This window comes from Pseudomonas sp. 2024-210 (assembly GCF_045062345.1).
Lineage (GTDB): Bacteria > Pseudomonadota > Gammaproteobacteria > Pseudomonadales > Pseudomonadaceae > Aquipseudomonas.
Genome location: NZ_JBJGEJ010000010.1, coordinates 18,402 through 40,852 on the forward strand (window position 1 = coordinate 18,402; position 22,451 = coordinate 40,852).

Genomic DNA, 22,451 nt, shown 5'->3' on the forward strand with positions numbered 1-22,451 from the left:
TTTAGTTCAGTCCTTTAGGCAAGGAGTTAATTGTCGTGGCTAAAGAAAAATTTGATCGTTCCCTACCGCACGTCAACGTTGGCACTATCGGTCACGTTGACCATGGTAAAACCACACTGACCGCAGCTCTGACTCGTGTTTGCTCCGAAGTTTTCGGTTCGGCAATCGTTGACTTCGATAAAATCGACAGCGCGCCAGAAGAAAAAGCTCGTGGTATCACGATCAACACTGCGCACGTTGAATACAACTCGCTGATCCGTCACTACGCTCACGTTGACTGCCCAGGTCACGCTGACTACGTGAAGAACATGATCACCGGTGCTGCTCAGATGGACGGCGCTATCCTGGTTTGTTCGGCCGCTGATGGTCCGATGCCACAAACCCGTGAGCACATCCTGCTGTCCCGTCAGGTTGGCGTTCCGTACATCGTGGTTTTCCTGAACAAGGCTGACCTGGTAGACGACGCTGAGCTGCTGGAACTGGTTGAGATGGAAGTTCGTGACCTGCTGTCGACTTACGACTTCCCAGGCGATGACACTCCGATCATCATCGGTTCGGCTCGTATGGCGCTGGAAGGCAAAGACGACAACGAAATGGGCACCACTGCCGTTCGTAAACTGGTTGAAACTCTGGATACCTACATTCCAGATCCAGTTCGTGTTGTCGACAAGCCGTTCCTGATGCCAATCGAAGACGTGTTCTCGATCTCCGGTCGCGGTACTGTTGTGACTGGTCGTATCGAGCGCGGTATCGTTCGCGTTCAGGATCCACTGGAAATCGTTGGTCTGCGTGACACAACTGTTACCACTTGCACCGGCGTTGAAATGTTCCGCAAGCTGCTTGACGAAGGTCGTGCAGGCGAGAACTGCGGCGTTCTGCTGCGTGGTACCAAGCGTGACGACGTTGAGCGTGGCCAGGTTCTGGTTAAGCCAGGTTCGGTTAAGCCGCACACCAAGTTCGAAGCTGAAGTTTATGTTTTGAGCAAGGAAGAAGGCGGTCGTCACACTCCGTTCTTCAAAGGCTACCGTCCTCAGTTCTACTTCCGTACAACTGACGTAACTGGTAACTGCGAACTGCCGGAAGGCGTTGAGATGGTAATGCCGGGCGACAACATCAAAATGGTTGTTACCCTGATCAAAACTATCGCAATGGAAGACGGCCTGCGTTTCGCAATCCGTGAAGGCGGTCGTACTGTAGGCGCTGGCGTTGTAGCCAAAATCATCGAGTAATCGTTGATCGCTTAAAAAGGCCCCCGCTCAGCGGGGGCTTTTTTATTGAGTTGACACCCGCTGGGGCCGTCTATAGAATTGCGCCTCCTTTTAACGGGCGTATTGCGCTCGGTGGGAACAGCAATCGGAGTCTGAAATCCAATGCAAAATCAGCAAATCCGTATCAGGTTGAAGGCTTTTGACCATCGCCTGATCGACCAATCAACCCAGGAAATCGTGGAAACCGCGAAACGTACTGGTGCTCAGGTTCGTGGTCCTATTCCACTGCCTACTCGTAAAGAGCGGTTCACTGTTCTGGTTTCCCCGCACGTCAACAAAGACGCGCGTGACCAGTACGAGATCCGTACTCATAAGCGCGTACTGGACATCGTTCAGCCAACGGATAAAACCGTTGATGCTCTTATGAAGCTAGATCTGGCGGCCGGTGTGGAAGTACAGATCAGCCTCGGCTAAGACTTGGGTCTTAGTCGTGTAACGCTCTGAAATGGGCGGCCATAGCGGGTGAAAGCCCCGTACACTCATGAGGTTTACAACATGACTATTGGTGTAGTCGGTCGTAAATGCGGTATGACCCGTATTTTCACCGAAGAAGGTGTCTCCATTCCGGTCACGGTCATTGAGATCGAGCCGAATCGCGTCACCCAGTTCAAAACTGAAGAAACCGATGGCTATCGTGCAGTGCAAGTCACTGTCGGCGAGCGTCGCGCTTCGCGCGTAACAGCTGCTCAGGCGGGTCACTTCGCTAAAGCAAACGTTGCAGCTGGTCGTACCGTAATGGAATTCCGCCTTGAAGAAGGCGAGTACCAGGCAGGCGATCTGATCAACGCTGAAATCTTCACCGCAGGTCAGATGGTCGATGTGACCGGTCAGTCCAAAGGTAAAGGCTTCCAGGGTACGATCAAGCGTTGGAATTTCCGTGGCCAAGATAACACTCACGGTAACTCCGTTTCCCACCGCGTCCCGGGCTCTATTGGCCAGTGCCAGACTCCTGGTCGTGTATTCAAGGGCAAAAAAATGTCCGGTCATATGGGCGCTGAGCGCGTGACCGTGCAGTCCCTCGAAGTAGTGCGCGTCGACGCTGAACGCAATCTGTTGTTGGTCAAGGGTGCTGTTCCTGGCGCTACTGGCGGCAACCTGGTTGTACGTCCGGCGGCCAAGGCTCGCGGTTAAGGGGAAGCTGACATGCAATTAAATGTAAATGACGCTCAAGCGATCGAAGTTTCCGAACTGACATTCGGCGGCGAGTTCAATGAGACGCTGGTTCACCAAGCAGTCGTGGCCTACATGGCCGGCGGCCGTCAAGGTAGCAAGCAGCAAAAAACCCGTTCCGACGTTCGTGGTGGCGGTAAGCGCCCTTGGCGTCAGAAAGGTACTGGCCGTGCTCGTGCCGGTACTATCCGTAGCCCAATCTGGCGCGGCGGTGGTACTACTTTCGCAGCTCGTCCACAAGATCACTCTCAGAAGCTGAACAAGAAGATGTATCGCGCAGCAATGCGTTCCATCCTTGCTGAGCTGGTGCGTACTGATCGTCTGGTCGTGGTTCAGGACTTCGCTGTTGAAGCGCCGAAAACCAAAGATCTGCTGAACAAACTGACTGGCATGGGTCTGACAGACGTCCTGATCGTGTCTGAAGTTGTTGATCAGAACCTGTACCTGGCTGCTCGTAACCTGCCACACGTTGACGTACGTGACGTGCAAGGTTCCGATCCAGTTAGTCTGATCGCATACGACAAGGTGTTGATCACCGTGTCGGCCGTGAAGAAATTCGAGGAGCTGCTGGGATGAACCAGGAACGCGTATTTAAAGTTCTGCTTGGCCCGCATGTTTCCGAGAAGGCTACGGTTCTGGCAGACAAGAAAGGCCAGTTCGTTTTCAAGGTTGCTACTGATGCAACCAAGCTGGAAATCAAGAAGGCCGTCGAAAGCCTGTTCAGCGTGAAAGTTGAGCGTGTTACTACCCTGAATGTTCTGGGTAAGAGCAAGCGCACCGCTCGCGGCGTGGGCAAGCGTAATGACTGGAAGAAGGCAGTAATCTCCCTTCAGCCAGGCCAAGATCTCGATTTCAGCAGCAGTGCTGAGTAAGGAAGGGGTGCATCATGGCAATCGTTAAATGCAAACCGACTTCCCCTGGCCGCCGTCATGTGGTCAAGGTGGTCAACCAGGAGCTGCATAAAGGCGCTCCTCACGCACCGCTGCTCGAGAAAAAATCGAAGTCTGGTGGTCGTAACAACAATGGCCGTATTACCACTCGTCACATTGGTGGTGGTCATAAACAGCATTACCGTATGGTCGACTTCCGTCGCAACGACAAAGATGGCATTCCAGCCACTGTTGAGCGTATCGAATACGATCCAAACCGTACTGCTCACATTGCTCTTATGTTGTACGCAGACGGCGAACGCCGTTACATCATCGCCCCTAAAGGCGTGAGCGCTGGTGACCAGCTGATTTCGGGTGCTTTGGCTCCGATCAAGCCAGGCAACCAGTTGCAACTGCGCAGCATTCCAGTTGGTAGCACCGTACACGGCATCGAATTGAAGCCGGGCAAAGGCGCACAGATCGCTCGTTCCGCTGGTGCTTCGGCTCAGCTGGTCGCTCGTGATGGTGTCTACGTGACCCTGCGTCTGCGTTCCGGTGAAATGCGTAAAGTATTGGCTGAATGCCGTGCAACGCTGGGCGAAGTCTCGAACTCCGAGCACAGCCTGCGTTCGCTGGGTAAAGCTGGTGCCAAACGCTGGCGTGGCGTTCGCCCAACCGTTCGTGGTGTTGCCATGAACCCGGTTGACCACCCACATGGTGGTGGTGAAGGTCGTACCTCTGGTGGTCGTCATCCGGTATCGCCATGGGGCTTCCCGACTAAGGGCGCGAAGACTCGTGGTAATAAGCGTACCGACAAAATGATCGTCCGTCGTCGCAAGTAAATAGAGGGATACGACAGTGCCACGTTCTCTGAAAAAAGGTCCTTTTATTGATCTTCACCTACTGAAGAAGATCGAAGTGGCGGCGGAAAAGAACGATCGCAAACCGGTGAAAACCTGGTCGCGTCGTTCGATGATCCTGCCACAAATGGTCGGTCTGACCATCGCTGTGCATAACGGTCGTCTTCATGTCCCAGTTCTCGTGAACGAAGACATGGTTGGCCATAAACTAGGCGAGTTTGCCGGTACCCGCACTTATCGTGGGCACGTGGCAGACAAGAAAGCCAAGCGTTAAGGGGTAAGGAACGATGGAAGTAGCCGCTAAGTTGTCGGGCGCTCGAATCTCCGCCCAGAAAGCCCGCTTGGTCGCCGACCAGATCCGCGGGAAGAAGGTGGGCGAAGCGCTCAACCTGTTGGCTTTCAGCAACAAGAAAGCCGCCGAGATCATCAAGAAAGTGCTGGAGTCGGCCGTAGCCAACGCCGAGCATAACGAAGGCGCAGACGTTGACGACCTTAAAGTCGCCACCGTTTTCGTCAACGAAGGGCGTTCGCTGAAGCGAATCATGCCGCGTGCCAAAGGCCGCGCTGATCGCATCGTCAAGCGGTCTTGCCATATCACTGTCAAGGTTGCTGACAAGTAACGGAGTCGAAGAGATGGGTCAGAAAGTACATCCCATTGGCATTCGCCTGGGAATCGTCAAGGAGCACACCTCCGTCTGGTACGCAGACGGTCGGACTTATGCGGACTACTTGTTCGCAGATCTGAAGGTGCGTGAATACCTCCAAGACAAACTAAAAAGCGCGTCCGTAAGCCGTATCGATATCCATCGTCCGGCCCAAACTGCACGCATCACCATCCACACCGCTCGTCCAGGTATCGTTATCGGGAAGAAAGGTGAAGATGTTGAGAAACTGCGTCAGGACCTGACCAAGCAAATGGGTGTGCCTGTGCACATCAATATCGAAGAGATCCGCAAGCCGGAGCTCGACGGTATGCTGGTTGCGCAGAGCGTAGCTCAGCAGCTGGAGCGTCGTGTAATGTTCCGTCGCGCGATGAAACGCGCTGTACAGAACGCTATGCGCATTGGTGCCAAAGGCATCAAAATCCAAGTGAGCGGTCGTCTCGGCGGTGCTGAAATCGCACGTACTGAATGGTATCGCGAAGGTCGTGTGCCATTGCACACCCTGCGTGCCGACATCGACTATGCCAACTACGAAGCTCACACCACTTACGGTGTGATCGGTGTAAAGGTTTGGATCTTCAAAGGCGAAGTAATTGGTGGTCGCCAAGAAGAACTGAAGCCACAAGCACCAGCGCCTCGTAAAAAAGCTGCTAAGTAAGGGGTACGCCAAATGTTACAACCTAAGCGTACGAAGTTCCGCAAGCAGATGACTGGCCACAACCGTGGCTTGGCATTGCGCGGTAGCAAAGTCAGCTTCGGCGAATACGCGCTGAAGTCTGTTGCTCGTGGTCGTCTCACCGCTCGTCAGATCGAGTCAGCGCGTCGTGCACTGACCCGTCACGTTAAACGTGGCGGCAAGATCTGGATCCGTGTATTCCCGGACAAGCCTGTAACCAAAAAGCCACTCGAAGTTCGGATGGGTAAAGGTAAGGGTAACGTGGAATATTGGGTTGCCCAGATTCAGCCAGGCAAAGTCCTGTATGAAATCGAGGGTGTTACTGAAGAGCTGGCGCGTGAGGCTTTCGCCCTGGCTGCTGCAAAGCTGCCGCTCGCCACCTCCTTTGTTAAACGGACGGTGATGTGATGAAAGCGAATGAACTTCGTGAAAAATCCGCACAGCAGCTGAACGAGCAACTGCTCGGCTTGCTGCGCGACCAGTTCAATCTGCGTATGCAGAAAGCAACTGGCCAGTTGGGGCAGTCGCATCTGCTCTCGCAAGTTAAGCGTGACATCGCTCGCGTGAAGACTGTGCTCAAACAGCAGGCAGGTAAGTAATCATGGCTGAAGCCGAAAAAACTGTCCGTACGCTGACTGGCCGTGTTGTCAGCGACAAGATGGACAAAACCATCACCGTTCTGATCGAGCGTCGCGTTAAGCACCCGATCTACGGTAAATACGTTAAGCGTTCGACTAAGCTGCACGCGCACGACGAAACCAATCAGTGCCACATCGGCGACAAAGTCACTATTCGTGAAACTCGTCCGTTGGCCAAGACTAAGTCTTGGGCATTGGTTGATGTTCTCGAACGCGCTGTGGAAGTCTAAGGACTAGGGGTCGGAGAAATTATATGATTCAGACTCAATCCATGCTCGATGTGGCCGATAACAGCGGCGCACGCCGCGTTATGTGCATCAAGGTGCTGGGTGGCTCCCATCGTCGTTACGCTGGTATCGGTGACATCATCAAAGTTACCGTGAAGGAAGCAATTCCTCGCGGTAAGGTGAAAAAAGGCCAAGTGATGACTGCTGTCGTAGTCCGCACTCGTCACGGCGTACGTCGTGCTGATGGCTCCATTATCCGCTTTGATGGCAACGCTGCTGTTCTTCTGAACAACAAGCAAGAGCCGATCGGCACCCGTATCTTTGGGCCAGTGACCCGTGAACTTCGTACTGAGAAGTTCATGAAGATCGTCTCGCTCGCCCCAGAAGTGCTGTAAGGAGATCCGACATGCAAAAGATTCGTCGTGACGACGAGATCATCGTGATCGCCGGCAAAGACAAAGGTAAGCGCGGTAAGGTGCTTAAGGTTCTCGCTAATAACCGTCTGGTTATCGGCGGTCTGAACCTGGTTAAGCGTCATACCAAGCCTAACCCGATGTCGGGCGTACAAGGCGGTATCGTCGAGAAAGAAGCTCCACTGGACGCTTCTAACGTAGCCATTTTCAACGGCGAAACCAACAAGGCTGACCGCGTTGGTTTCAAAGTAGAAGAAGGCAAAAAAATTCGTGTCTTCAAGTCGACCCAAAAAGCGGTTGATGCTTGAACACTGCTAGGTAGATAAGACCATGGCACGACTAAAAGAGATTTACCGGAAGGAAATCGCTCCGAAACTTAAGGAAGAACTTAAGCTTTCGAACGTGATGGAAGTTCCGCGCGTTACCAAAATCACCCTGAACATGGGTTTGGGCGAAGCGATCGGTGATAAGAAAATCATCGAGCACGCTGTAGCTGATTTGGAAAAGATCACGGGTCAAAAATGTGTAGTGACCTACGCTCGCAAGTCCATCGCAGGCTTTAAAGTTCGCGAAGGCTGGCCAATCGGCGTTAAGGTAACTCTGCGCCGTGAGCGTATGTACGAATTCCTGGATCGTCTGCTGTCGATCTCCCTGCCTCGGGTACGCGACTTCCGCGGCCTGAATGCCAAGTCCTTCGATGGTCGTGGTAACTACAGCATGGGTGTAAAAGAGCAGATCATCTTCCCGGAAATCGACTACGACAAAATCGATGCCCTTCGCGGTCTGGACATTACCCTGACCACCACTGCTCGGACAGATGATGAAGGTCGCGCCTTGCTGCGTGCTTTCAAATTCCCGTTCCGCAACTGATTGGAGTAGGACCATGGCTAAGATGAGCATGAAAAACCGCGAGCTGAAACGTCAGCTCACGGTTGCCAAGTTCGCCAAGAAGCGTGCTGAGCTGAAAGCTATCATCGTGGATCTGAACGCAAGTCCAGAAGCCCGTTGGGAAGCTCAAGTTGCTCTGCAGAAGCAGCCACGTGACGCAAGCGCTGCGCGCATGCGTAACCGCTGCCGCCTGACTGGCCGTCCGCATGGTGTTTACCGCAAGTTCGGCCTGGGCCGTAACAAATTGCGTGAAGCAGCAATGCGTGGCGACGTACCAGGTCTGGTTAAAGCCAGCTGGTAAGGCGCACAGGCAAAGTTATCGCTGTCAGGGTCTCAAGATCCTGACAGCCGGTGACCTTGAATATGAATCAAGCCCCTATTGGGGCTTGATTCATTTCTGACGTGTGTCTAGAATGACCGGCTCGCCTGAGCCCGTGCTTTTTGAGCATTGAGTACTCGGCGAACGTTGTAGCCGTAAGGCTAATTTTTTTTGTATCAGGAGCATCTAGCCCATGAGTATGCAGGACCCGTTAGCGGACATGCTAACTCGAATCCGTAATGCCCAGATGGCTGAAAAGTCCGTCGTAAGCATGCCGTCTTCCACGTTGAAGGTAGCTGTAGCCAAAGTTCTTAAAGACGAAGGTTACATCGCGGATTATCAGATCAGCAGCGAAACAAAACCTCTGCTGTCTATCGAGCTGAAGTACTTCGAAGGCCGTCCGGTTATCGAAGAAGTTAAGCGCGTTAGCCGTCCAGGCCTGCGTCAGTACAAGTCCTCCGATGATCTGCCGAAAGTTCGTGGCGGTCTTGGTGTGTCTATCGTCTCCACCAACAAAGGTGTGATGACGGATCGTGCTGCGCGCGCTGCCGGTGTCGGCGGCGAAGTTCTTTGCACTGTGTTCTAAGGGGGGATAAGCATGTCACGCGTCGCTAAGAACCCCGTTAAGCTGCCAGCTGGTGTCGAAGTAAAATTCGCCGGCCAACAGCTTTCGGTGAAGGGTGCCAAGGGCACTCTAGAACTGAACATCCATTCGTCCGTTGAAATTGTTGAAGAAGCTGGTGAGCTGCGTTTCGCTGCTCGCAATGGCGATCAACAAACACGTGCAATGGCTGGTACCACTCGTGCGTTGGTAAACAACATGGTCCAAGGCGTAAGCCAAGGCTTCGAGCGCAAGCTCCAGCTGGTCGGTGTTGGTTACAAAGCGCAAGCAAAAGGCACAGTGCTGAACCTGGCTCTTGGCTTCTCGCACCCAGTGGATTACGAATTGCCGGAAGGCATCACCGCTGAGACCCCAAGCCAAACCGACATCCTGATCAAGGGTATCGATAAGCAACTGGTAGGTCAGGTGGCCGCTGAGATCCGCGGTTTCCGTCCACCAGAGCCTTATAAAGGTAAGGGTGTACGTTACGCGGACGAAGTCGTCCGTCGTAAAGAAGCCAAGAAGAAGTAGGGCATAGCAAATGACCGACAAAAAAGTTACTCGACTGCGTCGCGCTCGCAAAGCACGTCTGAAAATGCACGAACTCGAAGTCGTGCGTCTCTGCGTGTTCCGCTCGTCTCAGCATATATACGCCCAGGTCATCTCGGCCGACGGCAGCAAAGTCCTGGCAAGCGCCTCGACTTTGGACAAAGAACTGCGTGATGCTGCCACTGGCAACATCGACGCGGCCACAAAGGTTGGCCAGCTGGTCGCTACGCGTGCAAAAGCCGCTGGCGTCTCGCAGGTGGCTTTCGACCGCTCTGGCTTCAAGTACCACGGCCGCGTGAAAGCGCTGGCTGAGGCTGCTCGTGAAGCTGGGCTGGAGTTCTAAGTTATGTCAAATAACGACCAAAAGCGCGACGAAGGCTACATTGAGAAGCTGGTTCAAGTTAACCGCGTAGCCAAAACCGTTAAAGGCGGCCGTATCTTCACTTTCACCGCGTTGACCGTGGTTGGTGATGGTAAAGGGCGCGTTGGCTTCGGCCGTGGCAAGTCACGTGAAGTGCCTGCTGCGATCCAGAAGGCAATGGAAGCTGCTCGCCGCAACATGATTCAAGTGGACCTGAACGGCACCACTCTGCAGTACGCCATGAAATCCGCCCACGGCGCTTCCAAGGTTTACATGCAGCCTGCTTCTGAAGGTACCGGTATCATCGCTGGCGGCGCTATGCGTGCTGTCCTCGAAGTTGCTGGTGTTCAGAACGTACTGGCCAAGTGCTACGGCTCGACTAACCCGGTAAACGTGGTTCACGCCACTTTTAAAGGTTTGAAAGCTATGCAGTCTCCTGAGTCTATTGCCGCTAAGCGTGGCAAAAGCGTTAAGGAGATCTTCTGATCATGGCTACCGTTAAAGTAACGCTGATCAAAAGCATGACCGGCCGCATCCCTAATCACAAATTGTGCATTAAGGGTCTGGGTCTGCGTCGCATCGGTCACACTGTAGAAGTACTTGATACTCCCGAGAATCGCGGGATGATCAACAAGGCTTACTACATGCTGCGTGTAGAGGGTTAATCGATGAAACTCAATGATCTGAGTCCAGCGCCGGGTTCCCGTCGCGAAAAGCATCGTCCGGGCCGTGGTATCGGTAGTGGTTTGGGTAAGACTGGTGGCCGTGGTCACAAAGGTCAGTCCTCCCGCTCCGGTGGCACTATTGCTCCAGGCTTTGAAGGCGGTCAACAGCCGCTGCATCGCCGTCTGCCTAAGTTCGGTTTCGTTTCCCTGAAAGCCATGGATCGCGCAGAAGTGCGTTTGTCCGAGCTGGCTAAAGTGGAAGGCGACATCGTTACTGTGCAGACCCTGAAAGATGCCAACGTGATCAACGTCAACGTACTGCGTGTGAAAATCATGCTGTCCGGTGAAGTTACTCGCGCTGTCACAATCGGCAAGGGAATCGGCGCCACCAAAGGTGCGCGTTCGGCTATCGAAGCAGCTGGCGGCAAGTTCGAGGAATAAATGGCTAAGCAAGGTGCTCTCTCAGCGCTCAGCAAAGGCGGGTTGTCCGAGCTCTGGGCTCGTCTGCGATTTCTATTCTTGGCGATTATCGTCTACCGAATAGGCGCACACATCCCAGTTCCAGGTATCAATCCGGACCGGCTGGCGGACCTGTTTCGACAGAATGAGGGGACCATACTTAGCTTGTTCAACATGTTTTCCGGCGGTGCGCTGGAGCGGATGAGTATTTTTGCGCTGGGGATCATGCCGTACATTTCGGCATCGATCATCATGCAGCTTATGTCCGCTGTCAGCCCACAGCTGGAGCAGTTGAAGAAGGAAGGTGAAGCTGGCCGTCGCAAGATAAGCCAGTACACCCGCTACCTCACTGTCGCTCTCGCTCTTGTCCAGGCCATTGGCATGTCCATTGGTTTGGCAGGGCAGGGCGTCGCGTTCACTGGTGATCTAGGCTTCCATTTCGTTGCAGTTACCACGTTTGTGGCAGGTGCAATGTTCATGATGTGGCTGGGTGAGCAGATTACTGAGCGCGGAGTTGGCAACGGTATCTCGATGTTGATTTTTTCGGGTATCGTCGCCGGTCTTCCGAGAGCAATAGGGCAGTCTTTCGAGTCTGCGCGTCAGGGTGATATCAATATCTTCGCTCTGGTTGCTATCGGTTTGCTGGCAGTAGCGATTATCGGTTTTGTGGTGTTCATTGAGCGTGGCCAGCGTCGTATTGCTGTTCACTACGCCAAGCGTCAGCAGGGCCGTAAGGTGTTTGCTGCACAGACGAGCCACCTACCGCTGAAAGTGAATATGGCCGGTGTTATTCCGGCTATTTTTGCGAGCAGCATTTTGCTGTTCCCGGCTTCGCTGGGTGCCTGGTTCGGTCAGTCTGAAGGTATGGGCTGGTTGCAGGACATCTCGCAGTCGATCGCTCCTGGTCAGCCGTTGAATATTCTGCTGTTTAGTGCAGGGATTATTTTCTTCTGCTTCTTCTATACGGCGTTGATGTTCAATCCGAAAGACGTAGCGGAAAACCTGAAGAAGTCCGGTGCCTTTATTCCGGGTATCCGTCCAGGTGAGCAGTCGGCACGCTATATTGATGGCGTTTTGACTCGTTTGACTCTGTTCGGTGCTCTTTATATGACGGCCGTGTGCTTGTTGCCCCAGTTCCTGGTGGTTGCAGCAAACGTTCCGTTCTACCTTGGCGGGACCTCGTTGCTGATCGTTGTCGTGGTTGTTATGGACTTCATGTCCCAAGTACAATCGCACCTCGTTTCACACCAGTACGAATCCCTGATGAAGAAAGCCAACCTGAAGGGCTACGGCAGCGGAATGCTTCGCTGAAGTGTCCATAAGGTGATAGGAGTTGGTGATGAAAGTTCGTGCATCGGTGAAAAAGCTGTGCCGTAACTGCAAGATTATTCGCCGCGAAGGTGTTGTTCGAGTAATTTGCAGCGCGGAACCACGTCACAAACAGCGCCAAGGCTGAGTGTGATCTGTTTGAAGCCCAGCAGCTAGTGCGCTGCTGGGTTGATTATTTGTTATTACAGCGATATTATCTCGCGCCCTATTTCTTGGCTTCCGGGGCGTAGGTAGCTGTCAATTGGAGTCCCACTGAATGGCCCGTATTGCAGGCGTTAACATTCCAGATAACAAGCACACTGTTATCTCGCTGACCTACATCTATGGTGTTGGTCGCACTACCTCACAGAAAATCTGTGCGGATGCTGGTGTAAACCCAGCCGCTAAGATCAAGGATCTGAGCGACGAGCAGATTGAGTTGCTGCGTGGCGAAGTGGCGAAGTTCACCACTGAAGGTGACCTGCGTCGTGAAGTCAACATGAAAATCAAACGCTTGATGGACTTGGGCTGCTACCGCGGTCTGCGCCATCGTCGTGGTCTTCCAGTACGCGGTCAGCGTACCAAGACCAACGCGCGTACTCGCAAAGGTCCGCGTAAGCCGATCCGCAAGTAATCGCACCAGCGAATCGACAGGAATTTAGTCATGGCAAAACCTGCTGCTCGTCCTCGTAAGAAAATTAAAAAGACAGTGGTTGATGGCATCGCCCACATCCACGCGTCTTTCAACAACACCATCGTGACCATCACCGACCGTCAGGGTAATGCGCTTTCTTGGGCAACCTCCGGTGGTTCGGGTTTCCGCGGTTCTCGCAAGTCCACCCCGTTCGCTGCTCAAGTAGCTGCTGAGCGTGCTGGTCAAGCTGCGCTGGAATATGGCCTGAAAAACCTTGACGTTAACGTTAAGGGCCCAGGTCCAGGTCGTGAGTCCGCTGTCCGTGCTTTGAACGGCTGTGGCTATAAGATCGCCAGCATCACCGACGTGACGCCTATCCCGCACAACGGGTGCCGTCCGCCGAAGAAGCGCCGCGTGTAATCCAGGAGACTGTAAAGAATGGCTCGTTACATTGGTCCAAAATGCAAACTGGCACGTCGTGAAGGCACCGATCTCTTCCTGAAGAGTGGTGTGCGCGCTATCGAATCGAAGTGCAATATTGAAGCTGCTCCAGGCATCCACGGCCAACGCCGCGGTCGCCAATCCGACTACGGTACCCAACTGCGTGAAAAGCAGAAGGTCCGTCGTATCTACGGCGTTCTCGAGCGTCAGTTCAGCGGCTACTACAAACAAGCTGCTGGCAAGAAAGGTGCAACCGGTGAAAACCTGCTGCAACTGCTCGAATGCCGCCTGGATAACGTCGTATACCGTATGGGTTTCGGTTCTACTCGTGCCGAATCTCGTCAGTTGGTATCGCACAAGTCGATCAGCGTTAACGGTCAAACCGTAAACGTTCCGTCCTACCAGGTTCGTGCTGGTGACGTGGTCGCTATCCGCGAGAAAGCAAAGAACCAGCTTCGCATTGTTCAAGCTCTCGATCTGTGTGCCCAACGTGGCCGCGTAGAATGGGTAGAAGTAGACACTGAGAAGAAGTCGGGCGTTTTCAAGAACGTTCCTGCTCGCAGTGATCTGTCCGCCGACATCAACGAAAGCCTGATTGTCGAGCTCTACTCCAAGTAAGGGCTAGAAAATAGGTGCATCCATGCAGATTTCGGTAAATGAGTTCCTGACACCTCGCCATATTGATGTGCAAGTTGTCAGTCCAACCCGCGCTAAAATCACTCTCGAGCCTCTCGAGCGTGGTTTTGGCCACACCCTGGGCAACGCGCTGCGACGCATCCTGTTGTCCTCAATGCCAGGCTGTGCAGTAGTCGAGGCCGAGATTGATGGTGTGCTCCACGAGTACAGCGCCATCGAAGGTGTACAGGAAGACGTAATTGAAATCCTGTTGAACCTTAAAGGTCTGGCTATCAAGCTGCACGGCCGTGACGAAGTTACGCTGACCTTGTCGAAGAAGGGTTCGGGGGTGGTTACCGCTGCCGATATTCAGCTGGATCATGATGTCGAGATCGTTAATCCCGATCACGTAATCGCCAACCTGGCGTCTAACGGCGCCTTGAACATGAAGCTCACCGTAGCTCGTGGTCGTGGTTATGAACCAGCAGACTCGCGTCAGAGCGATGAAGATGAAAGCCGCAGCATTGGTCGCTTGCAGCTTGACTCTTCGTTCAGCCCGGTTCGCCGTATCGCATACGTGGTGGAAAACGCCCGTGTAGAGCAGCGTACTAACCTGGACAAGCTGGTTATTGATCTGGAGACCAACGGTACCCTGGATCCTGAAGAGGCAATTCGTCGTGCTGCAACCATCCTGCAACAGCAGTTGGCTGCATTCGTCGACCTCAAAGGTGACAGCGAGCCAGTGGTTATCGAACAGGAAGACGAGATCGATCCGATCCTGCTTCGTCCGGTTGACGATCTGGAACTGACCGTGCGTTCGGCCAACTGCCTTAAGGCGGAGAACATTTACTACATCGGTGACCTGATTCAGCGCACCGAAGTAGAACTGTTGAAGACTCCGAACCTGGGCAAGAAATCCTTGACTGAAATCAAGGACGTTCTGGCCTCCCGTGGTCTGTCCCTCGGCATGCGCCTCGACAACTGGCCGCCTGCAAGTCTTAAGAAGGACGACAAGGCGACTGCCTGATCGTCGTAATCACCGAACGTTGTGTTTGGTAAGGAATGAACCATGCGTCATCGTAAAAGTGGTCGTCACCTGAGCCGCACTAGCTCGCACCGCAAGGCTATGTTTCAAAACATGGCAGTGTCGTTGTTCGAGCACGAGCTGATCAAAACGACTCTGCCGAAAGCCAAAGAATTGCGTCGCGTTGCTGAGCCGCTGATTACTCTGGCCAAGATTGATTCTGTTGCTAACCGCCGTCTGGCTTTCGACCGTACTCGTTCGAAAGCTATGGTTGGTAAGCTGTTCAACGATCTGGGCAAGCGTTATGCAACTCGTGAGGGTGGCTACCTGCGCATCCTCAAGTGCGGTTTCCGCGCTGGCGACAACGCGCCTATGGCGTACGTCGAGTTGGTTGATCGTCCAGTTGGCGGTGAAGCTGTATCCGCTGAGTAAGACGTCAGTCTCTACAGAGAACCGGGCCTAGTGCCCGGTTTTTTGTGCGCGTGATTTGACGATTGTTATTTCCTATTGGTTTGCTCGGATCAATGCATTGGCCCCTGTGGGGATCATGATCAATACTCGTCGTCAGCCGATTAGCCGGCAGCATCAAGACTGAGGAAGGATTAGCATGAGCCAGACCAAAACGCTTACGACCGCCAGTGGCGCCCCTGTTGCTGACAACCAGAATTCCCGTTCGGCTGGGCCTCGTGGCCCGCTTTTGCTCGATGACTTTCATCTAATTGAGAAACTCGCGCACTTTAACCGCGAAAATATTCCCGAGCGTCGCGTCCACGCAAAAGGTTCAGGGGCTCATGGCACCTTCACCCTTACTCGTGACATTGCGCAGTACAGCAGTGCCAAGCTGTTTGATACGGTTGGCAAGCAGACGCCTACCTTTATGCGATTTTCGACCGTAGGGGGTGAGCGCGGCTCCGCTGACACCGAGCGAGACCCGCGTGGTTTTGCGATCAAGTTTTACACCGAAGAAGGGAACTGGGACATTGTGGGTAACAACACCCCGGTGTTTTTCATCCGTGACCCGCTTAAATTTCCTGACTTTATCCACACCCAAAAACGACTGCCGCAAAGCAACCTGAAAAGTGCGCAAATGATGTGGGACTTTTGGTCGCACTCTCCGGAGTCGCTGCACCAAGTCACGATCCTGTTTTCTGATCGCGGGATTCCTGACGGTTACCGCCACATGCACGGTTTCGGTAGTCACACTTACAGCCTGATCAATGCGGCAGGTGAACGGCATTGGGTGAAATGGCACTACAAGACCAAACAAGGCATCAAAAACCTGCCGCCCGCTGAAGCTGCACGTCTGGCAGGTACCGATCCCGACTATGCCCAGCGCGACCTGTTTGAGGCGATTGAGCGCGGTGATTTCCCTAAATGGCGTGTGTGCATGCAAGTCATGACCGAAGCGCAAGCGGCGTCCCATCATGACAACCCGTTCGATGTCACTAAAACCTGGTCGCAAAAAGACTTTCCGCTGATCGAGATAGGCGAGTTGGAGCTGAACCGAAATCCGTTGAACTATTTTGCTGAAGTAGAGCAAGCGGCATTCGGCCCAAGCAATATGATTCCCGGCGTGGGGCTGTCACCTGACCGCATGCTCCAAGGGCGCGTGTTCGCTTATGCGGATGCGCATCGCTACCGTGTGGGCACTAACCATCAGCACCTGCCGGTCAACGCGCCACGGGTACCTGTGCACACTTATCAGCGCGATGGTTCGATGGCCTACGGTAACAACGGCGGCGCTGCACCGAACTATGAGCCTAACAGCTACGCCGATGCGCCCAAGCAGGCTCCTCAATTTGCAGAGCCGCCACTGGCGTTGAGCGGTGCAGCCGATCGTTACGACCACCGTGTCGACACGGACTACTACAGCTATGCCGGTGCACTGTTTCGTTTAATGAGTGAAGAACAGCAGACGCTGTTGATCAACAACATTGCAGGCACCATGGCCAATGTATCGAGCGACGTCGTAGAGCGTCAGTTGGAGCATTTTTACAAGGCTGACCAAGCCTATGGTGAAGGCATTGCAAAGGCGCTGGGCGTAACAGGGAACTAACTCTAAGTGAGAAGCAGAACCGCCCTCAATTGGGCGGTTTTTGCGTTATTTAGGCTCGTTTTCTCTGCAGATTCGATGTTTTATTGCGATTGATCCGTGACCTCTTGGTCGGCTTGGTTCAAACTACAGACTTTCAAGCAGGGAGATGTGCGGCGATGCAAGGGCACCCGGACGTAATCGATTACCTCAACACGTTGCTCACCGGTGAGCTGGCTGCACGTGACCAATACTTTGTCCATTCCCGTATGTACGAGGATTGGGGCTTCACCAAGCTTTACGAGCGTATCAACCACGAAATGGAAGAGGAGGCACAACACGCTGATGCGTTGATGCGCCGGATTCTGATGCTCGAAGGTACGCCGCGCATGCGCCCCGATGACTTGGACGTGGGCACTACCGTGCCAGAGATGTTCGCCGCTGACTTGCGCCTTGAGTACAAGGTGCGCGCTGCACTCTGTAAAGGCATTGCGTTATGTGAGCTGCACAAAGACTACGTCAGCCGAGACATGCTGCGTATTCAGCTGGCAGATACGGAAGAAGACCATACCTACTGGCTCGAAAAGCAGCTGGGCCTGATCAAATCGATTGGTTTGCAGAACTACCTCCAGTCGCAGTTCTGATCGGTTAAGTCTCAAAAAAAAGCCCCTGCCATCTTTCGGTGACAGGGGCTTTTTCGTGGGTCAATTTAAGGCTTGTCGCGAATCAGCAATGGCTTCAGGTAGAAACCCGTATGCGACTGCTTCATCTCGGCAACCTCTTCAGGCGTACCCGTCGCAATGATCTGACCACCCTTGGAGCCGCCTTCCGGCCCAAGATCCACCAACCAGTCAGCCGTTTTGATCACGTCCAGATTGTGCTCGATCACGACTACTGTATTGCCGTGATCTCGCAAACGATGCAGCACATCCAGCAACTGTTGAATGTCGGCAAAGTGCAGACCGGTTGTAGGCTCATCGAGGATGTACAACGTCTTGCCGGTATCACGCTTGGACAGTTCTCGAGACAGCTTGACCCGCTGCGCCTCACCGCCTGACAACGTCGTGGCGGATTGCCCCAGCTTGATATACGACAAGCCTACGTCCATCAGCGTTTGAAGCTTGCGAGCGAGCGCAGGTACAGCGTCGAAGAACACGCGGGCTTCTTCGATCGTCATCTCGAGCACTTCGTGGATGCTCTTGCCCTTGTATTTTATTTCCAGGGTTTCGCGGTTGTAGCGTTTGCTCTTGCACACATCACAAGGCACATAGATGTCCGGCAGAAAGTGCATTTCGACCTTGATCAAGCCATCACCCTGACATGCTTCGCAACGCCCGCCCTTCACATTGAAGGAGAAACGCCCTGGGCCGTAGCCCCGCGACCGAGACTCAGGCACGCCTGAAAACAATTCACGAATCGGGGTAAACAGGCCGGTATACGTCGCCGGGTTGGAGCGGGGTGTACGACCAATAGGGCTTTGATCAATGTCGACAACCTTGTCCAGATGCTCCAGACCTTTAATGCTGTCGTGTGCAGCCGCTTCTAGCGTAGTTGCGCCGTTTAGGGCGGTGGCGCTTAGCGGGTAAAGCGTGTTGTTGATCAGCGTAGATTTGCCCGACCCCGACACGCCGGTGACACAGGTCAGCAAGCCAATCGGAATTTCAAGATCCACATTGCGCAAGTTGTTGCCGCGCGCGCCTTTGAGTGACAACGTCAGCTTTTTGTTGCGCGGTGTGCGTTTGGCTGGCACGGCGATTTTCACACGGCCAGACAAATACTTGCCTGTCAGCGAGTCAGGGTGCGCCATCACTTCTGCTGGCGTGCCTTGGGCAACGATATGGCCGCCATGTACGCCGGCGCCTGGGCCAATGTCGACCACGTAGTCCGCCAGGCGGATAGCGTCTTCATCGTGCTCAACCACAATCACGGTATTACCGATGTCGCGCAGATGTTTGAGCGTGCCCAGCAAGCGATCATTGTCGCGCTGATGCAGGCCAATCGAGGGCTCGTCGAGAATGTACAACACGCCGACCAGGCCCGCGCCGATCTGACTGGCCAGGCGAATACGCTGCGCTTCGCCGCCGGACAACGTATCGGCGCTGCGATCCAGCGACAGGTAATCGAGGCCCACATTCACAAGGAACTGGAGACGTTCACGGATCTCCTTAAGGATTTTGTCCGCGATTTCACCGCGTCGTCCGGTCAGGCTCAGCGTGCTGAAGTACTCGGTTGCATCGCCAATTGGCATGCTGGTCACGGCAGGCAGTGTTTTCTCGCCTACCCATACGTGCCGGGACTCACGGCGTAAACGGGTACCACGGCAATCAGGGCATGACTGAGTACTTAAAAACTTCGCCAGCTCTTCGCGCACAGTGGCCGACTCGGTCTCACGATAACGGCGCTCAAGGTTCGGCACGATGCCTTCAAAAGGGTGTGCACGTTTCACGATATCGCCGCGATCGTTCAGATAGCGGAAATCCACATTCTGAGTGCCACTGCCATACAAAATGACTTTTTGCTTGTCGGCAGGCAACTCACCAAATGGCACTTCCAGGCTGAAGTTGTAATGCTTGGCCAGCGCACCGAGCATCTGGAAGTAATAAACGTTTCTTCGATCCCAGCCGCGTATCGCGCCCTCTGCAAGCGTCAACTCGCCATTGACCAGTCGCTTGATATCGAAAAACTGCTTCACCCCCAAGCCGTCACAGGTTGGGCAGGCACCCGCAGGGTTGTTGAACGAAAACAGCTTAGGCTCCAGCTCACTGATCGCGTGGCCACAGATAGGGCAGGCGAAGCGCGCAGAGAAGATCATCTCTTCGCCCGGCTCATCATCCATAGGTGCCACCAGAGCAATGCCGTCGGCCAGCTTCAGGGCGGTCTCGAACGACTCGGCCAAGCGCTGTTGCAGGTCGGCACGCACTTTAAAGCGGTCAACCACCACATCAATGGTGTGCTTCTTCTGTTTGTCGAGTTTTGGCAGCTCATCCAGCTCGCAGAGCTTGCCATTCACTCGTGCCCGCACAAAACCCTGCGCGCGCAGTTCTTCAAATACCGAAAGGTGCTCGCCCTTGCGCTCGCGAATGACAGGCGCCAGCAGCATCAGTTTGCTGCCTTCAGGCTGTGCCAGGACCAGGTCAACCATTTGGCTGACAGTCTGGGCTTCCAATGGAATATCGTGGTCCGGGCAGCGCGGGATACCGACGCGGGCATAGAGCAGGCGCAGGTAATCGTAAATTTCGGTGATGGTGCCGACCGTGGACCGCGGGTTATGCGATGTCGATTTCTGTTCGATGGAAATCGCCGGTGACAGACCTTCTATCGTATCGACGTCAGGCTTTTCCATCATCGACAGGAACTGCCGCGCATAGGCCGACAGTGACTCGACATAACGGCGCTGGCCTTCGGCGTACAACGTATCAAACGCCAGGGATGATTTGCCGGAGCCAGACAGTCCGGTGATGACGATCAGTTTGTCCCTTGGCAGGGTCAGGTCGATGTTCTTCAGGTTGTGGGTTCGTGCCCCACGTATCAGGATCTTGTCCACTGCGGCCTCGCTTGGCGAGCATTACGTAAACGAATGAGTATACGGTTCTGTGCGAAAAGTGTGCAGGCCCTTAATGGCACGATGTCATTAAAGGCCATTTATAACTTTTACGTGACAAAGCGTCGCGCCTCTTTCGTGTGTGTGCTGTTACACGATGGGACTGGTAGAATCGCCGCCGGTTCACATGAGGTTTTTCCATGCACGATCCCCACAGCGAACGCATGAGCAGCGGCGAGACCCGGGCAGCAAGCGGTCTGGCCCTTGTGTTCGCCTTCCGTATGCTTGGCATGTTTATGGTATTGCCGGTGTTGGCGACCTACGGGATGGAGCTCGCCGGTGCGACGCCTGCCCTGATTGGCTTGGCCATTGGCGCTTATGGCCTGACTCAGGCACTTTTTCAGATTCCTTTCGGTGTCATTTCCGACCGTATCGGTCGACGGCCCGTGATCTATCTGGGTCTGATCGTCTTCGCTCTCGGCAGTGTGCTGGCAGCTAACTCTGACTCGATCTGGGGTGTGATCGCTGGTCGAGTCCTGCAGGGAGCGGGTGCGATCTCTGCGGCAGTGATGGCCCTGCTATCTGACCTGACCCGCGAACAGCATCGCACTAAAGCCATGGCCATGATTGGTATGACCATTGGTTTATCGTTTGCTGTTGCAATGGTCGTAGGGCCTTTGTTGACCAGCGCTTTTGGTTTGTCCGGCCTGTTTCTGGCTACCGCTGCGATGGCGCTGGTGGGTATCGTGATCGTCATGTTCATGGTGCCGCGCTCAACCGGTACCTTGCAGCATCGCGAATCCGGCGTGGCCAAGCATGCGTTGCTGCCAACGCTGCGCCACCCCGACCTGCTGCGACTGGACCTGGGCATCTTTGTGTTACATGCCATGTTGATGTCCAGCTTTATTGCTTTACCGCTGGCGCTGGTTGAAAAGGCCGGCCTGCCTAAAGAACAACACTGGTGGGTGTACCTGACCGCGTTGCTGATTTCTTTCTTCGCCATGATCCCGTTCATCATCTACGGCGAAAAGAAACGCAAAATGAAACGAGTTTTGCTCGGCGCCGTGGGTACGTTGATGCTCACTGAGCTATTCTTTTGGCAGTTCGGTGACAGCTTGCGAACGTTGGTGATTGGCACCGTGGTGTTTTTTACCGCGTTCAATCTGTTGGAGGCTTCATTGCCTTCGCTGATCAGCAAAGTGTCACCGGCGGGCGGCAAGGGCACGGCGATGGGGGTTTACTCCACCAGCCAATTCCTCGGTTCGGCATTAGGCGGCATACTCGGCGGCTGGCTGTTCCAGCATGGCGGTCTGTCGGTTGTGTTCCTGGGAGGGGCAGGTCTGGCTGCACTCTGGCTGGCCTTTGCTGTTACCATGCGCGAACCACCTTATGTAACAAGCCTGCGCTTGCCGTTGTCACCTGAAGCGTTGCGCGAAGCAGGTCTGGCTGAGCGTTTAATGGCTGTTACGGGCGTTACTGATGCAGTGGTCGTGGCCGAAGAGGCTGCGATTTATATCAAATTGGACACCGAACTATTGGATCGCGCGACACTCGAGCAGTTGGTTAACCCAGCGCCGACGTGCGAAGCCTAGGAGAACGTTATGGCCCGTGGGGTTAACAAAGTTATATTGGTCGGCACATGCGGCCAGGATCCCGAAGTTCGCTACTTGCCTAACGGTAATGCCGTGACCAACCTGAGTCTGGCAACCAGCGAACAGTGGACTGACAAGCAAACCGGCCAAAAAGTCGAAAAGACTGAGTGGCACCGGGTATCGATGTTCGGCAAAGTTGCTGAAATCGCTGGCGAATACCTGCGTAAGGGTTCGCAGGTGTACATCGAAGGCAAGCTGCAAACCCGTGAGTGGGAAAAAGACGGTATTAAGCGTTACACCACCGAAATCGTGGTCGACATGCAAGGCACCATGCAACTGCTGGGTGGCCGTCCGCAAGGCGACCAACAAAACCAGGGCGGCGGTAACAACTACCAGCAGCCACAGCAGTCCGCTCCGCGTCAGCAGGCTCAACGCCCTGCACCGCAGCAGCAACCGCAGCAACAACGTCAAGCGCCGCAACAACAGGCTCCACAGCCTGCTCCGGATTTCGACAGCTTTGATGACGATATTCCGTTCTAGGTCTTGCCTTAGGCTTAACAGCTTCAGCGTTACCTAAAAAGCCCCAAGAGTTCTGCTCTTGGGGCTTTTTGTTTGCCTCAAAAATAATCCCCGTAAACG

The 22,451-nt window shown here is 54.2% G+C and carries 34 protein-coding genes; 33 read left to right on the forward strand and 1 reads right to left on the reverse strand.

Going from position 1 to position 22,451, the window contains the following annotated elements; genetic code table 11:
- The first annotated feature begins 35 nt into the window (after nt 1-35).
- The 31 genes from tuf to bfr all read left to right on the forward strand — a co-directional run bounded on the left by tuf (nt 36) and on the right by bfr (nt 17,323).
- The gene (gene tuf, locus ACI7MX_RS14995) at nt 36-1,229 is read left to right on the forward strand and encodes an elongation factor Tu (RefSeq protein WP_042561351.1); all 1,194 of its coding nucleotides are present in this window, start codon (nt 36-38) and stop codon (nt 1,227-1,229) included.
- 141 nt (nt 1,230-1,370) lie between these two features.
- Nucleotides 1,371-1,682 (forward strand): 30S ribosomal protein S10, encoded by a 312-nt coding sequence (gene rpsJ, locus ACI7MX_RS15000; RefSeq protein ID WP_003186070.1) that lies wholly within the window; start codon nt 1,371-1,373, stop codon nt 1,680-1,682.
- 81 nt (nt 1,683-1,763) lie between these two features.
- Complete coding sequence (gene rplC / locus ACI7MX_RS15005) at nt 1,764-2,399, forward strand: 50S ribosomal protein L3 (protein ID WP_003444377.1); 636 nt, start codon at nt 1,764-1,766, stop codon at nt 2,397-2,399.
- A 12-nt stretch (nt 2,400-2,411) separates the two neighbouring features.
- Nucleotides 2,412-3,014, forward strand: coding sequence for a 50S ribosomal protein L4 (gene rplD / locus ACI7MX_RS15010; RefSeq protein WP_019409903.1), 603 nt, complete (start codon nt 2,412-2,414; stop codon nt 3,012-3,014).
- Nucleotides 3,011-3,310, forward strand: a complete 300-nt coding sequence (gene rplW / locus ACI7MX_RS15015) for a 50S ribosomal protein L23 (protein ID WP_003444375.1) — start codon at nt 3,011-3,013, stop codon at nt 3,308-3,310. Before rplD ends, rplW begins: the two co-directional genes overlap by 4 nt.
- Before the next feature lie 14 nt (nt 3,311-3,324).
- Nucleotides 3,325-4,149 (forward strand): 50S ribosomal protein L2, encoded by an 825-nt coding sequence (gene rplB, locus ACI7MX_RS15020; protein WP_048401541.1) that lies wholly within the window; start codon nt 3,325-3,327, stop codon nt 4,147-4,149.
- A gap of 16 nt (nt 4,150-4,165) precedes the next feature.
- A complete protein-coding gene (rpsS, locus tag ACI7MX_RS15025; RefSeq protein ID WP_003232420.1) occupies nt 4,166-4,441 on the forward strand; it encodes a 30S ribosomal protein S19 in 276 nt (91 codons plus the stop codon).
- A gap of 13 nt (nt 4,442-4,454) precedes the next feature.
- Entirely contained in the window at nt 4,455-4,787 is a 333-nt protein-coding gene (gene rplV / locus ACI7MX_RS15030; protein WP_003444373.1) for a 50S ribosomal protein L22, read from the forward strand.
- 13 nt (nt 4,788-4,800) lie between these two features.
- Complete coding sequence (rpsC, locus tag ACI7MX_RS15035) at nt 4,801-5,487, forward strand: 30S ribosomal protein S3 (protein ID WP_003176422.1); 687 nt, start codon at nt 4,801-4,803, stop codon at nt 5,485-5,487.
- 12 nt (nt 5,488-5,499) lie between these two features.
- Nucleotides 5,500-5,913 (forward strand): 50S ribosomal protein L16, encoded by a 414-nt coding sequence (rplP, locus tag ACI7MX_RS15040; RefSeq protein ID WP_003444372.1) that lies wholly within the window; start codon nt 5,500-5,502, stop codon nt 5,911-5,913.
- Nucleotides 5,913-6,104, forward strand: a complete 192-nt coding sequence (gene rpmC, locus ACI7MX_RS15045; protein ID WP_003444371.1) for a 50S ribosomal protein L29 — start codon at nt 5,913-5,915, stop codon at nt 6,102-6,104. Before rplP ends, rpmC begins: the two co-directional genes overlap by 1 nt.
- A gap of 2 nt (nt 6,105-6,106) precedes the next feature.
- Entirely contained in the window at nt 6,107-6,373 is a 267-nt protein-coding gene (rpsQ, locus tag ACI7MX_RS15050) for a 30S ribosomal protein S17 (RefSeq protein ID WP_003176419.1), read from the forward strand.
- A 23-nt stretch (nt 6,374-6,396) separates the two neighbouring features.
- Nucleotides 6,397-6,765 (forward strand): 50S ribosomal protein L14, encoded by a 369-nt coding sequence (gene rplN, locus ACI7MX_RS15055; protein WP_002555479.1) that lies wholly within the window; start codon nt 6,397-6,399, stop codon nt 6,763-6,765.
- 11 nt (nt 6,766-6,776) lie between these two features.
- A complete protein-coding gene (rplX, locus tag ACI7MX_RS15060; protein WP_003444369.1) occupies nt 6,777-7,091 on the forward strand; it encodes a 50S ribosomal protein L24 in 315 nt (104 codons plus the stop codon).
- Nucleotides 7,092-7,113: 22 nt separating this feature from the next.
- Complete coding sequence (rplE, locus tag ACI7MX_RS15065; protein WP_003444368.1) at nt 7,114-7,653, forward strand: 50S ribosomal protein L5; 540 nt, start codon at nt 7,114-7,116, stop codon at nt 7,651-7,653.
- A gap of 13 nt (nt 7,654-7,666) precedes the next feature.
- Complete coding sequence (gene rpsN, locus ACI7MX_RS15070; protein ID WP_019409906.1) at nt 7,667-7,972, forward strand: 30S ribosomal protein S14; 306 nt, start codon at nt 7,667-7,669, stop codon at nt 7,970-7,972.
- A gap of 211 nt (nt 7,973-8,183) precedes the next feature.
- Complete coding sequence (gene rpsH, locus ACI7MX_RS15075) at nt 8,184-8,576, forward strand: 30S ribosomal protein S8 (RefSeq protein WP_122782089.1); 393 nt, start codon at nt 8,184-8,186, stop codon at nt 8,574-8,576.
- Nucleotides 8,577-8,588: 12 nt separating this feature from the next.
- A complete protein-coding gene (rplF, locus tag ACI7MX_RS15080; protein ID WP_016779180.1) occupies nt 8,589-9,122 on the forward strand; it encodes a 50S ribosomal protein L6 in 534 nt (177 codons plus the stop codon).
- 10 nt (nt 9,123-9,132) lie between these two features.
- Complete coding sequence (rplR, locus tag ACI7MX_RS15085; RefSeq protein ID WP_003444364.1) at nt 9,133-9,483, forward strand: 50S ribosomal protein L18; 351 nt, start codon at nt 9,133-9,135, stop codon at nt 9,481-9,483.
- A gap of 3 nt (nt 9,484-9,486) precedes the next feature.
- A complete protein-coding gene (rpsE, locus tag ACI7MX_RS15090; protein ID WP_003186035.1) occupies nt 9,487-9,987 on the forward strand; it encodes a 30S ribosomal protein S5 in 501 nt (166 codons plus the stop codon).
- Between the two features lie 2 nt (nt 9,988-9,989).
- A complete protein-coding gene (gene rpmD, locus ACI7MX_RS15095; protein ID WP_003444363.1) occupies nt 9,990-10,166 on the forward strand; it encodes a 50S ribosomal protein L30 in 177 nt (58 codons plus the stop codon).
- A gap of 3 nt (nt 10,167-10,169) precedes the next feature.
- Entirely contained in the window at nt 10,170-10,607 is a 438-nt protein-coding gene (gene rplO / locus ACI7MX_RS15100; RefSeq protein WP_003444362.1) for a 50S ribosomal protein L15, read from the forward strand.
- Entirely contained in the window at nt 10,608-11,936 is a 1,329-nt protein-coding gene (secY, locus tag ACI7MX_RS15105; RefSeq protein WP_003444361.1) for a preprotein translocase subunit SecY, read from the forward strand.
- A 28-nt stretch (nt 11,937-11,964) separates the two neighbouring features.
- Nucleotides 11,965-12,081 (forward strand): 50S ribosomal protein L36, encoded by a 117-nt coding sequence (rpmJ, locus tag ACI7MX_RS15110; protein WP_002555468.1) that lies wholly within the window; start codon nt 11,965-11,967, stop codon nt 12,079-12,081.
- A 129-nt stretch (nt 12,082-12,210) separates the two neighbouring features.
- On the forward strand, nt 12,211-12,567 hold the full coding sequence (gene rpsM / locus ACI7MX_RS15115; protein ID WP_016779184.1) for a 30S ribosomal protein S13: 357 nt from the start codon (nt 12,211-12,213) through the stop codon (nt 12,565-12,567).
- A gap of 30 nt (nt 12,568-12,597) precedes the next feature.
- On the forward strand, nt 12,598-12,987 hold the full coding sequence (gene rpsK, locus ACI7MX_RS15120) for a 30S ribosomal protein S11 (protein ID WP_007924177.1): 390 nt from the start codon (nt 12,598-12,600) through the stop codon (nt 12,985-12,987).
- Nucleotides 12,988-13,005: 18 nt separating this feature from the next.
- Nucleotides 13,006-13,626, forward strand: a complete 621-nt coding sequence (gene rpsD, locus ACI7MX_RS15125; protein ID WP_003444359.1) for a 30S ribosomal protein S4 — start codon at nt 13,006-13,008, stop codon at nt 13,624-13,626.
- Between the two features lie 22 nt (nt 13,627-13,648).
- Nucleotides 13,649-14,650, forward strand: coding sequence for a DNA-directed RNA polymerase subunit alpha (locus ACI7MX_RS15130; protein ID WP_003176403.1), 1,002 nt, complete (start codon nt 13,649-13,651; stop codon nt 14,648-14,650).
- A 42-nt stretch (nt 14,651-14,692) separates the two neighbouring features.
- On the forward strand, nt 14,693-15,079 hold the full coding sequence (gene rplQ / locus ACI7MX_RS15135) for a 50S ribosomal protein L17 (RefSeq protein WP_016779185.1): 387 nt from the start codon (nt 14,693-14,695) through the stop codon (nt 15,077-15,079).
- 175 nt (nt 15,080-15,254) lie between these two features.
- The gene (locus tag ACI7MX_RS15140; protein WP_314490366.1) at nt 15,255-16,703 is read left to right on the forward strand and encodes a catalase; all 1,449 of its coding nucleotides are present in this window, start codon (nt 15,255-15,257) and stop codon (nt 16,701-16,703) included.
- A gap of 155 nt (nt 16,704-16,858) precedes the next feature.
- The gene (gene bfr, locus ACI7MX_RS15145) at nt 16,859-17,323 is read left to right on the forward strand and encodes a bacterioferritin (protein WP_106116893.1); all 465 of its coding nucleotides are present in this window, start codon (nt 16,859-16,861) and stop codon (nt 17,321-17,323) included.
- Nucleotides 17,324-17,388: 65 nt separating this feature from the next.
- Here bfr and uvrA read toward each other — a convergent pair whose 3' ends face one another.
- Nucleotides 17,389-20,223 carry an excinuclease ABC subunit UvrA gene (gene uvrA, locus ACI7MX_RS15150; protein WP_405589843.1) on the reverse strand — a complete coding sequence of 945 codons (2,835 nt, stop codon included), beginning with the start codon at nt 20,221-20,223 and terminating at the stop codon, nt 17,389-17,391.
- A gap of 197 nt (nt 20,224-20,420) precedes the next feature.
- On the opposite strand from uvrA, the gene ACI7MX_RS15155 reads away from it, so the two are divergent.
- Nucleotides 20,421-21,812: an MFS transporter gene (locus tag ACI7MX_RS15155; protein ID WP_405589846.1), complete on the forward strand. Its 1,392-nt coding sequence runs from the start codon at nt 20,421-20,423 to the stop codon at nt 21,810-21,812.
- A gap of 9 nt (nt 21,813-21,821) precedes the next feature.
- On the forward strand, nt 21,822-22,352 hold the full coding sequence (locus ACI7MX_RS15160) for a single-stranded DNA-binding protein (protein ID WP_122782083.1): 531 nt from the start codon (nt 21,822-21,824) through the stop codon (nt 22,350-22,352).
- The last annotated feature ends 99 nt before the right edge of the window (nt 22,353-22,451 follow it).

Excerpts from the sequence above, each read along its gene's own strand:
- rpsJ (WP_003186070.1), top strand. The coding sequence starts at position 1,371 with ATGCAAAATCAGCAAATCCGTATCAGGTTGAAGGCTTTTGACCATCGC.
- rplC (WP_003444377.1), top strand. The coding sequence starts at position 1,764 with ATGACTATTGGTGTAGTCGGTCGTAAATGCGGTATGACCCGTATTTTC.
- rplD (WP_019409903.1), top strand. The coding sequence starts at position 2,412 with ATGCAATTAAATGTAAATGACGCTCAAGCGATCGAAGTTTCCGAACTG.
- rplW (WP_003444375.1), top strand. The coding sequence starts at position 3,011 with ATGAACCAGGAACGCGTATTTAAAGTTCTGCTTGGCCCGCATGTTTCC.
- rplB (WP_048401541.1), top strand. The coding sequence starts at position 3,325 with ATGGCAATCGTTAAATGCAAACCGACTTCCCCTGGCCGCCGTCATGTG.
- rplV (WP_003444373.1), top strand. The coding sequence starts at position 4,455 with ATGGAAGTAGCCGCTAAGTTGTCGGGCGCTCGAATCTCCGCCCAGAAA.
- rpsC (WP_003176422.1), top strand. The coding sequence starts at position 4,801 with ATGGGTCAGAAAGTACATCCCATTGGCATTCGCCTGGGAATCGTCAAG.
- rplP (WP_003444372.1), top strand. The coding sequence starts at position 5,500 with ATGTTACAACCTAAGCGTACGAAGTTCCGCAAGCAGATGACTGGCCAC.
- rpmC (WP_003444371.1), top strand. The coding sequence starts at position 5,913 with ATGAAAGCGAATGAACTTCGTGAAAAATCCGCACAGCAGCTGAACGAG.
- rpsQ (WP_003176419.1), top strand. The coding sequence starts at position 6,107 with ATGGCTGAAGCCGAAAAAACTGTCCGTACGCTGACTGGCCGTGTTGTC.
- rplN (WP_002555479.1), top strand. The coding sequence starts at position 6,397 with ATGATTCAGACTCAATCCATGCTCGATGTGGCCGATAACAGCGGCGCA.
- rplX (WP_003444369.1), top strand. The coding sequence starts at position 6,777 with ATGCAAAAGATTCGTCGTGACGACGAGATCATCGTGATCGCCGGCAAA.
- rplE (WP_003444368.1), top strand. The coding sequence starts at position 7,114 with ATGGCACGACTAAAAGAGATTTACCGGAAGGAAATCGCTCCGAAACTT.
- rpsN (WP_019409906.1), top strand. The coding sequence starts at position 7,667 with ATGGCTAAGATGAGCATGAAAAACCGCGAGCTGAAACGTCAGCTCACG.
- rpsH (WP_122782089.1), top strand. The coding sequence starts at position 8,184 with ATGAGTATGCAGGACCCGTTAGCGGACATGCTAACTCGAATCCGTAAT.
- rplF (WP_016779180.1), top strand. The coding sequence starts at position 8,589 with ATGTCACGCGTCGCTAAGAACCCCGTTAAGCTGCCAGCTGGTGTCGAA.
- rplR (WP_003444364.1), top strand. The coding sequence starts at position 9,133 with ATGACCGACAAAAAAGTTACTCGACTGCGTCGCGCTCGCAAAGCACGT.
- rpsE (WP_003186035.1), top strand. The coding sequence starts at position 9,487 with ATGTCAAATAACGACCAAAAGCGCGACGAAGGCTACATTGAGAAGCTG.
- rpmD (WP_003444363.1), top strand. The coding sequence starts at position 9,990 with ATGGCTACCGTTAAAGTAACGCTGATCAAAAGCATGACCGGCCGCATC.
- rplO (WP_003444362.1), top strand. The coding sequence starts at position 10,170 with ATGAAACTCAATGATCTGAGTCCAGCGCCGGGTTCCCGTCGCGAAAAG.
- secY (WP_003444361.1), top strand. The coding sequence starts at position 10,608 with ATGGCTAAGCAAGGTGCTCTCTCAGCGCTCAGCAAAGGCGGGTTGTCC.
- rpmJ (WP_002555468.1), top strand. The coding sequence starts at position 11,965 with ATGAAAGTTCGTGCATCGGTGAAAAAGCTGTGCCGTAACTGCAAGATT.
- rpsM (WP_016779184.1), top strand. The coding sequence starts at position 12,211 with ATGGCCCGTATTGCAGGCGTTAACATTCCAGATAACAAGCACACTGTT.
- rpsK (WP_007924177.1), top strand. The coding sequence starts at position 12,598 with ATGGCAAAACCTGCTGCTCGTCCTCGTAAGAAAATTAAAAAGACAGTG.
- rpsD (WP_003444359.1), top strand. The coding sequence starts at position 13,006 with ATGGCTCGTTACATTGGTCCAAAATGCAAACTGGCACGTCGTGAAGGC.
- ACI7MX_RS15130 (WP_003176403.1), top strand. The coding sequence starts at position 13,649 with ATGCAGATTTCGGTAAATGAGTTCCTGACACCTCGCCATATTGATGTG.
- rplQ (WP_016779185.1), top strand. The coding sequence starts at position 14,693 with ATGCGTCATCGTAAAAGTGGTCGTCACCTGAGCCGCACTAGCTCGCAC.
- ACI7MX_RS15140 (WP_314490366.1), top strand. The coding sequence starts at position 15,255 with ATGAGCCAGACCAAAACGCTTACGACCGCCAGTGGCGCCCCTGTTGCT.
- bfr (WP_106116893.1), top strand. The coding sequence starts at position 16,859 with ATGCAAGGGCACCCGGACGTAATCGATTACCTCAACACGTTGCTCACC.
- ACI7MX_RS15155 (WP_405589846.1), top strand. The coding sequence starts at position 20,421 with ATGCACGATCCCCACAGCGAACGCATGAGCAGCGGCGAGACCCGGGCA.
- ACI7MX_RS15160 (WP_122782083.1), top strand. The coding sequence starts at position 21,822 with ATGGCCCGTGGGGTTAACAAAGTTATATTGGTCGGCACATGCGGCCAG.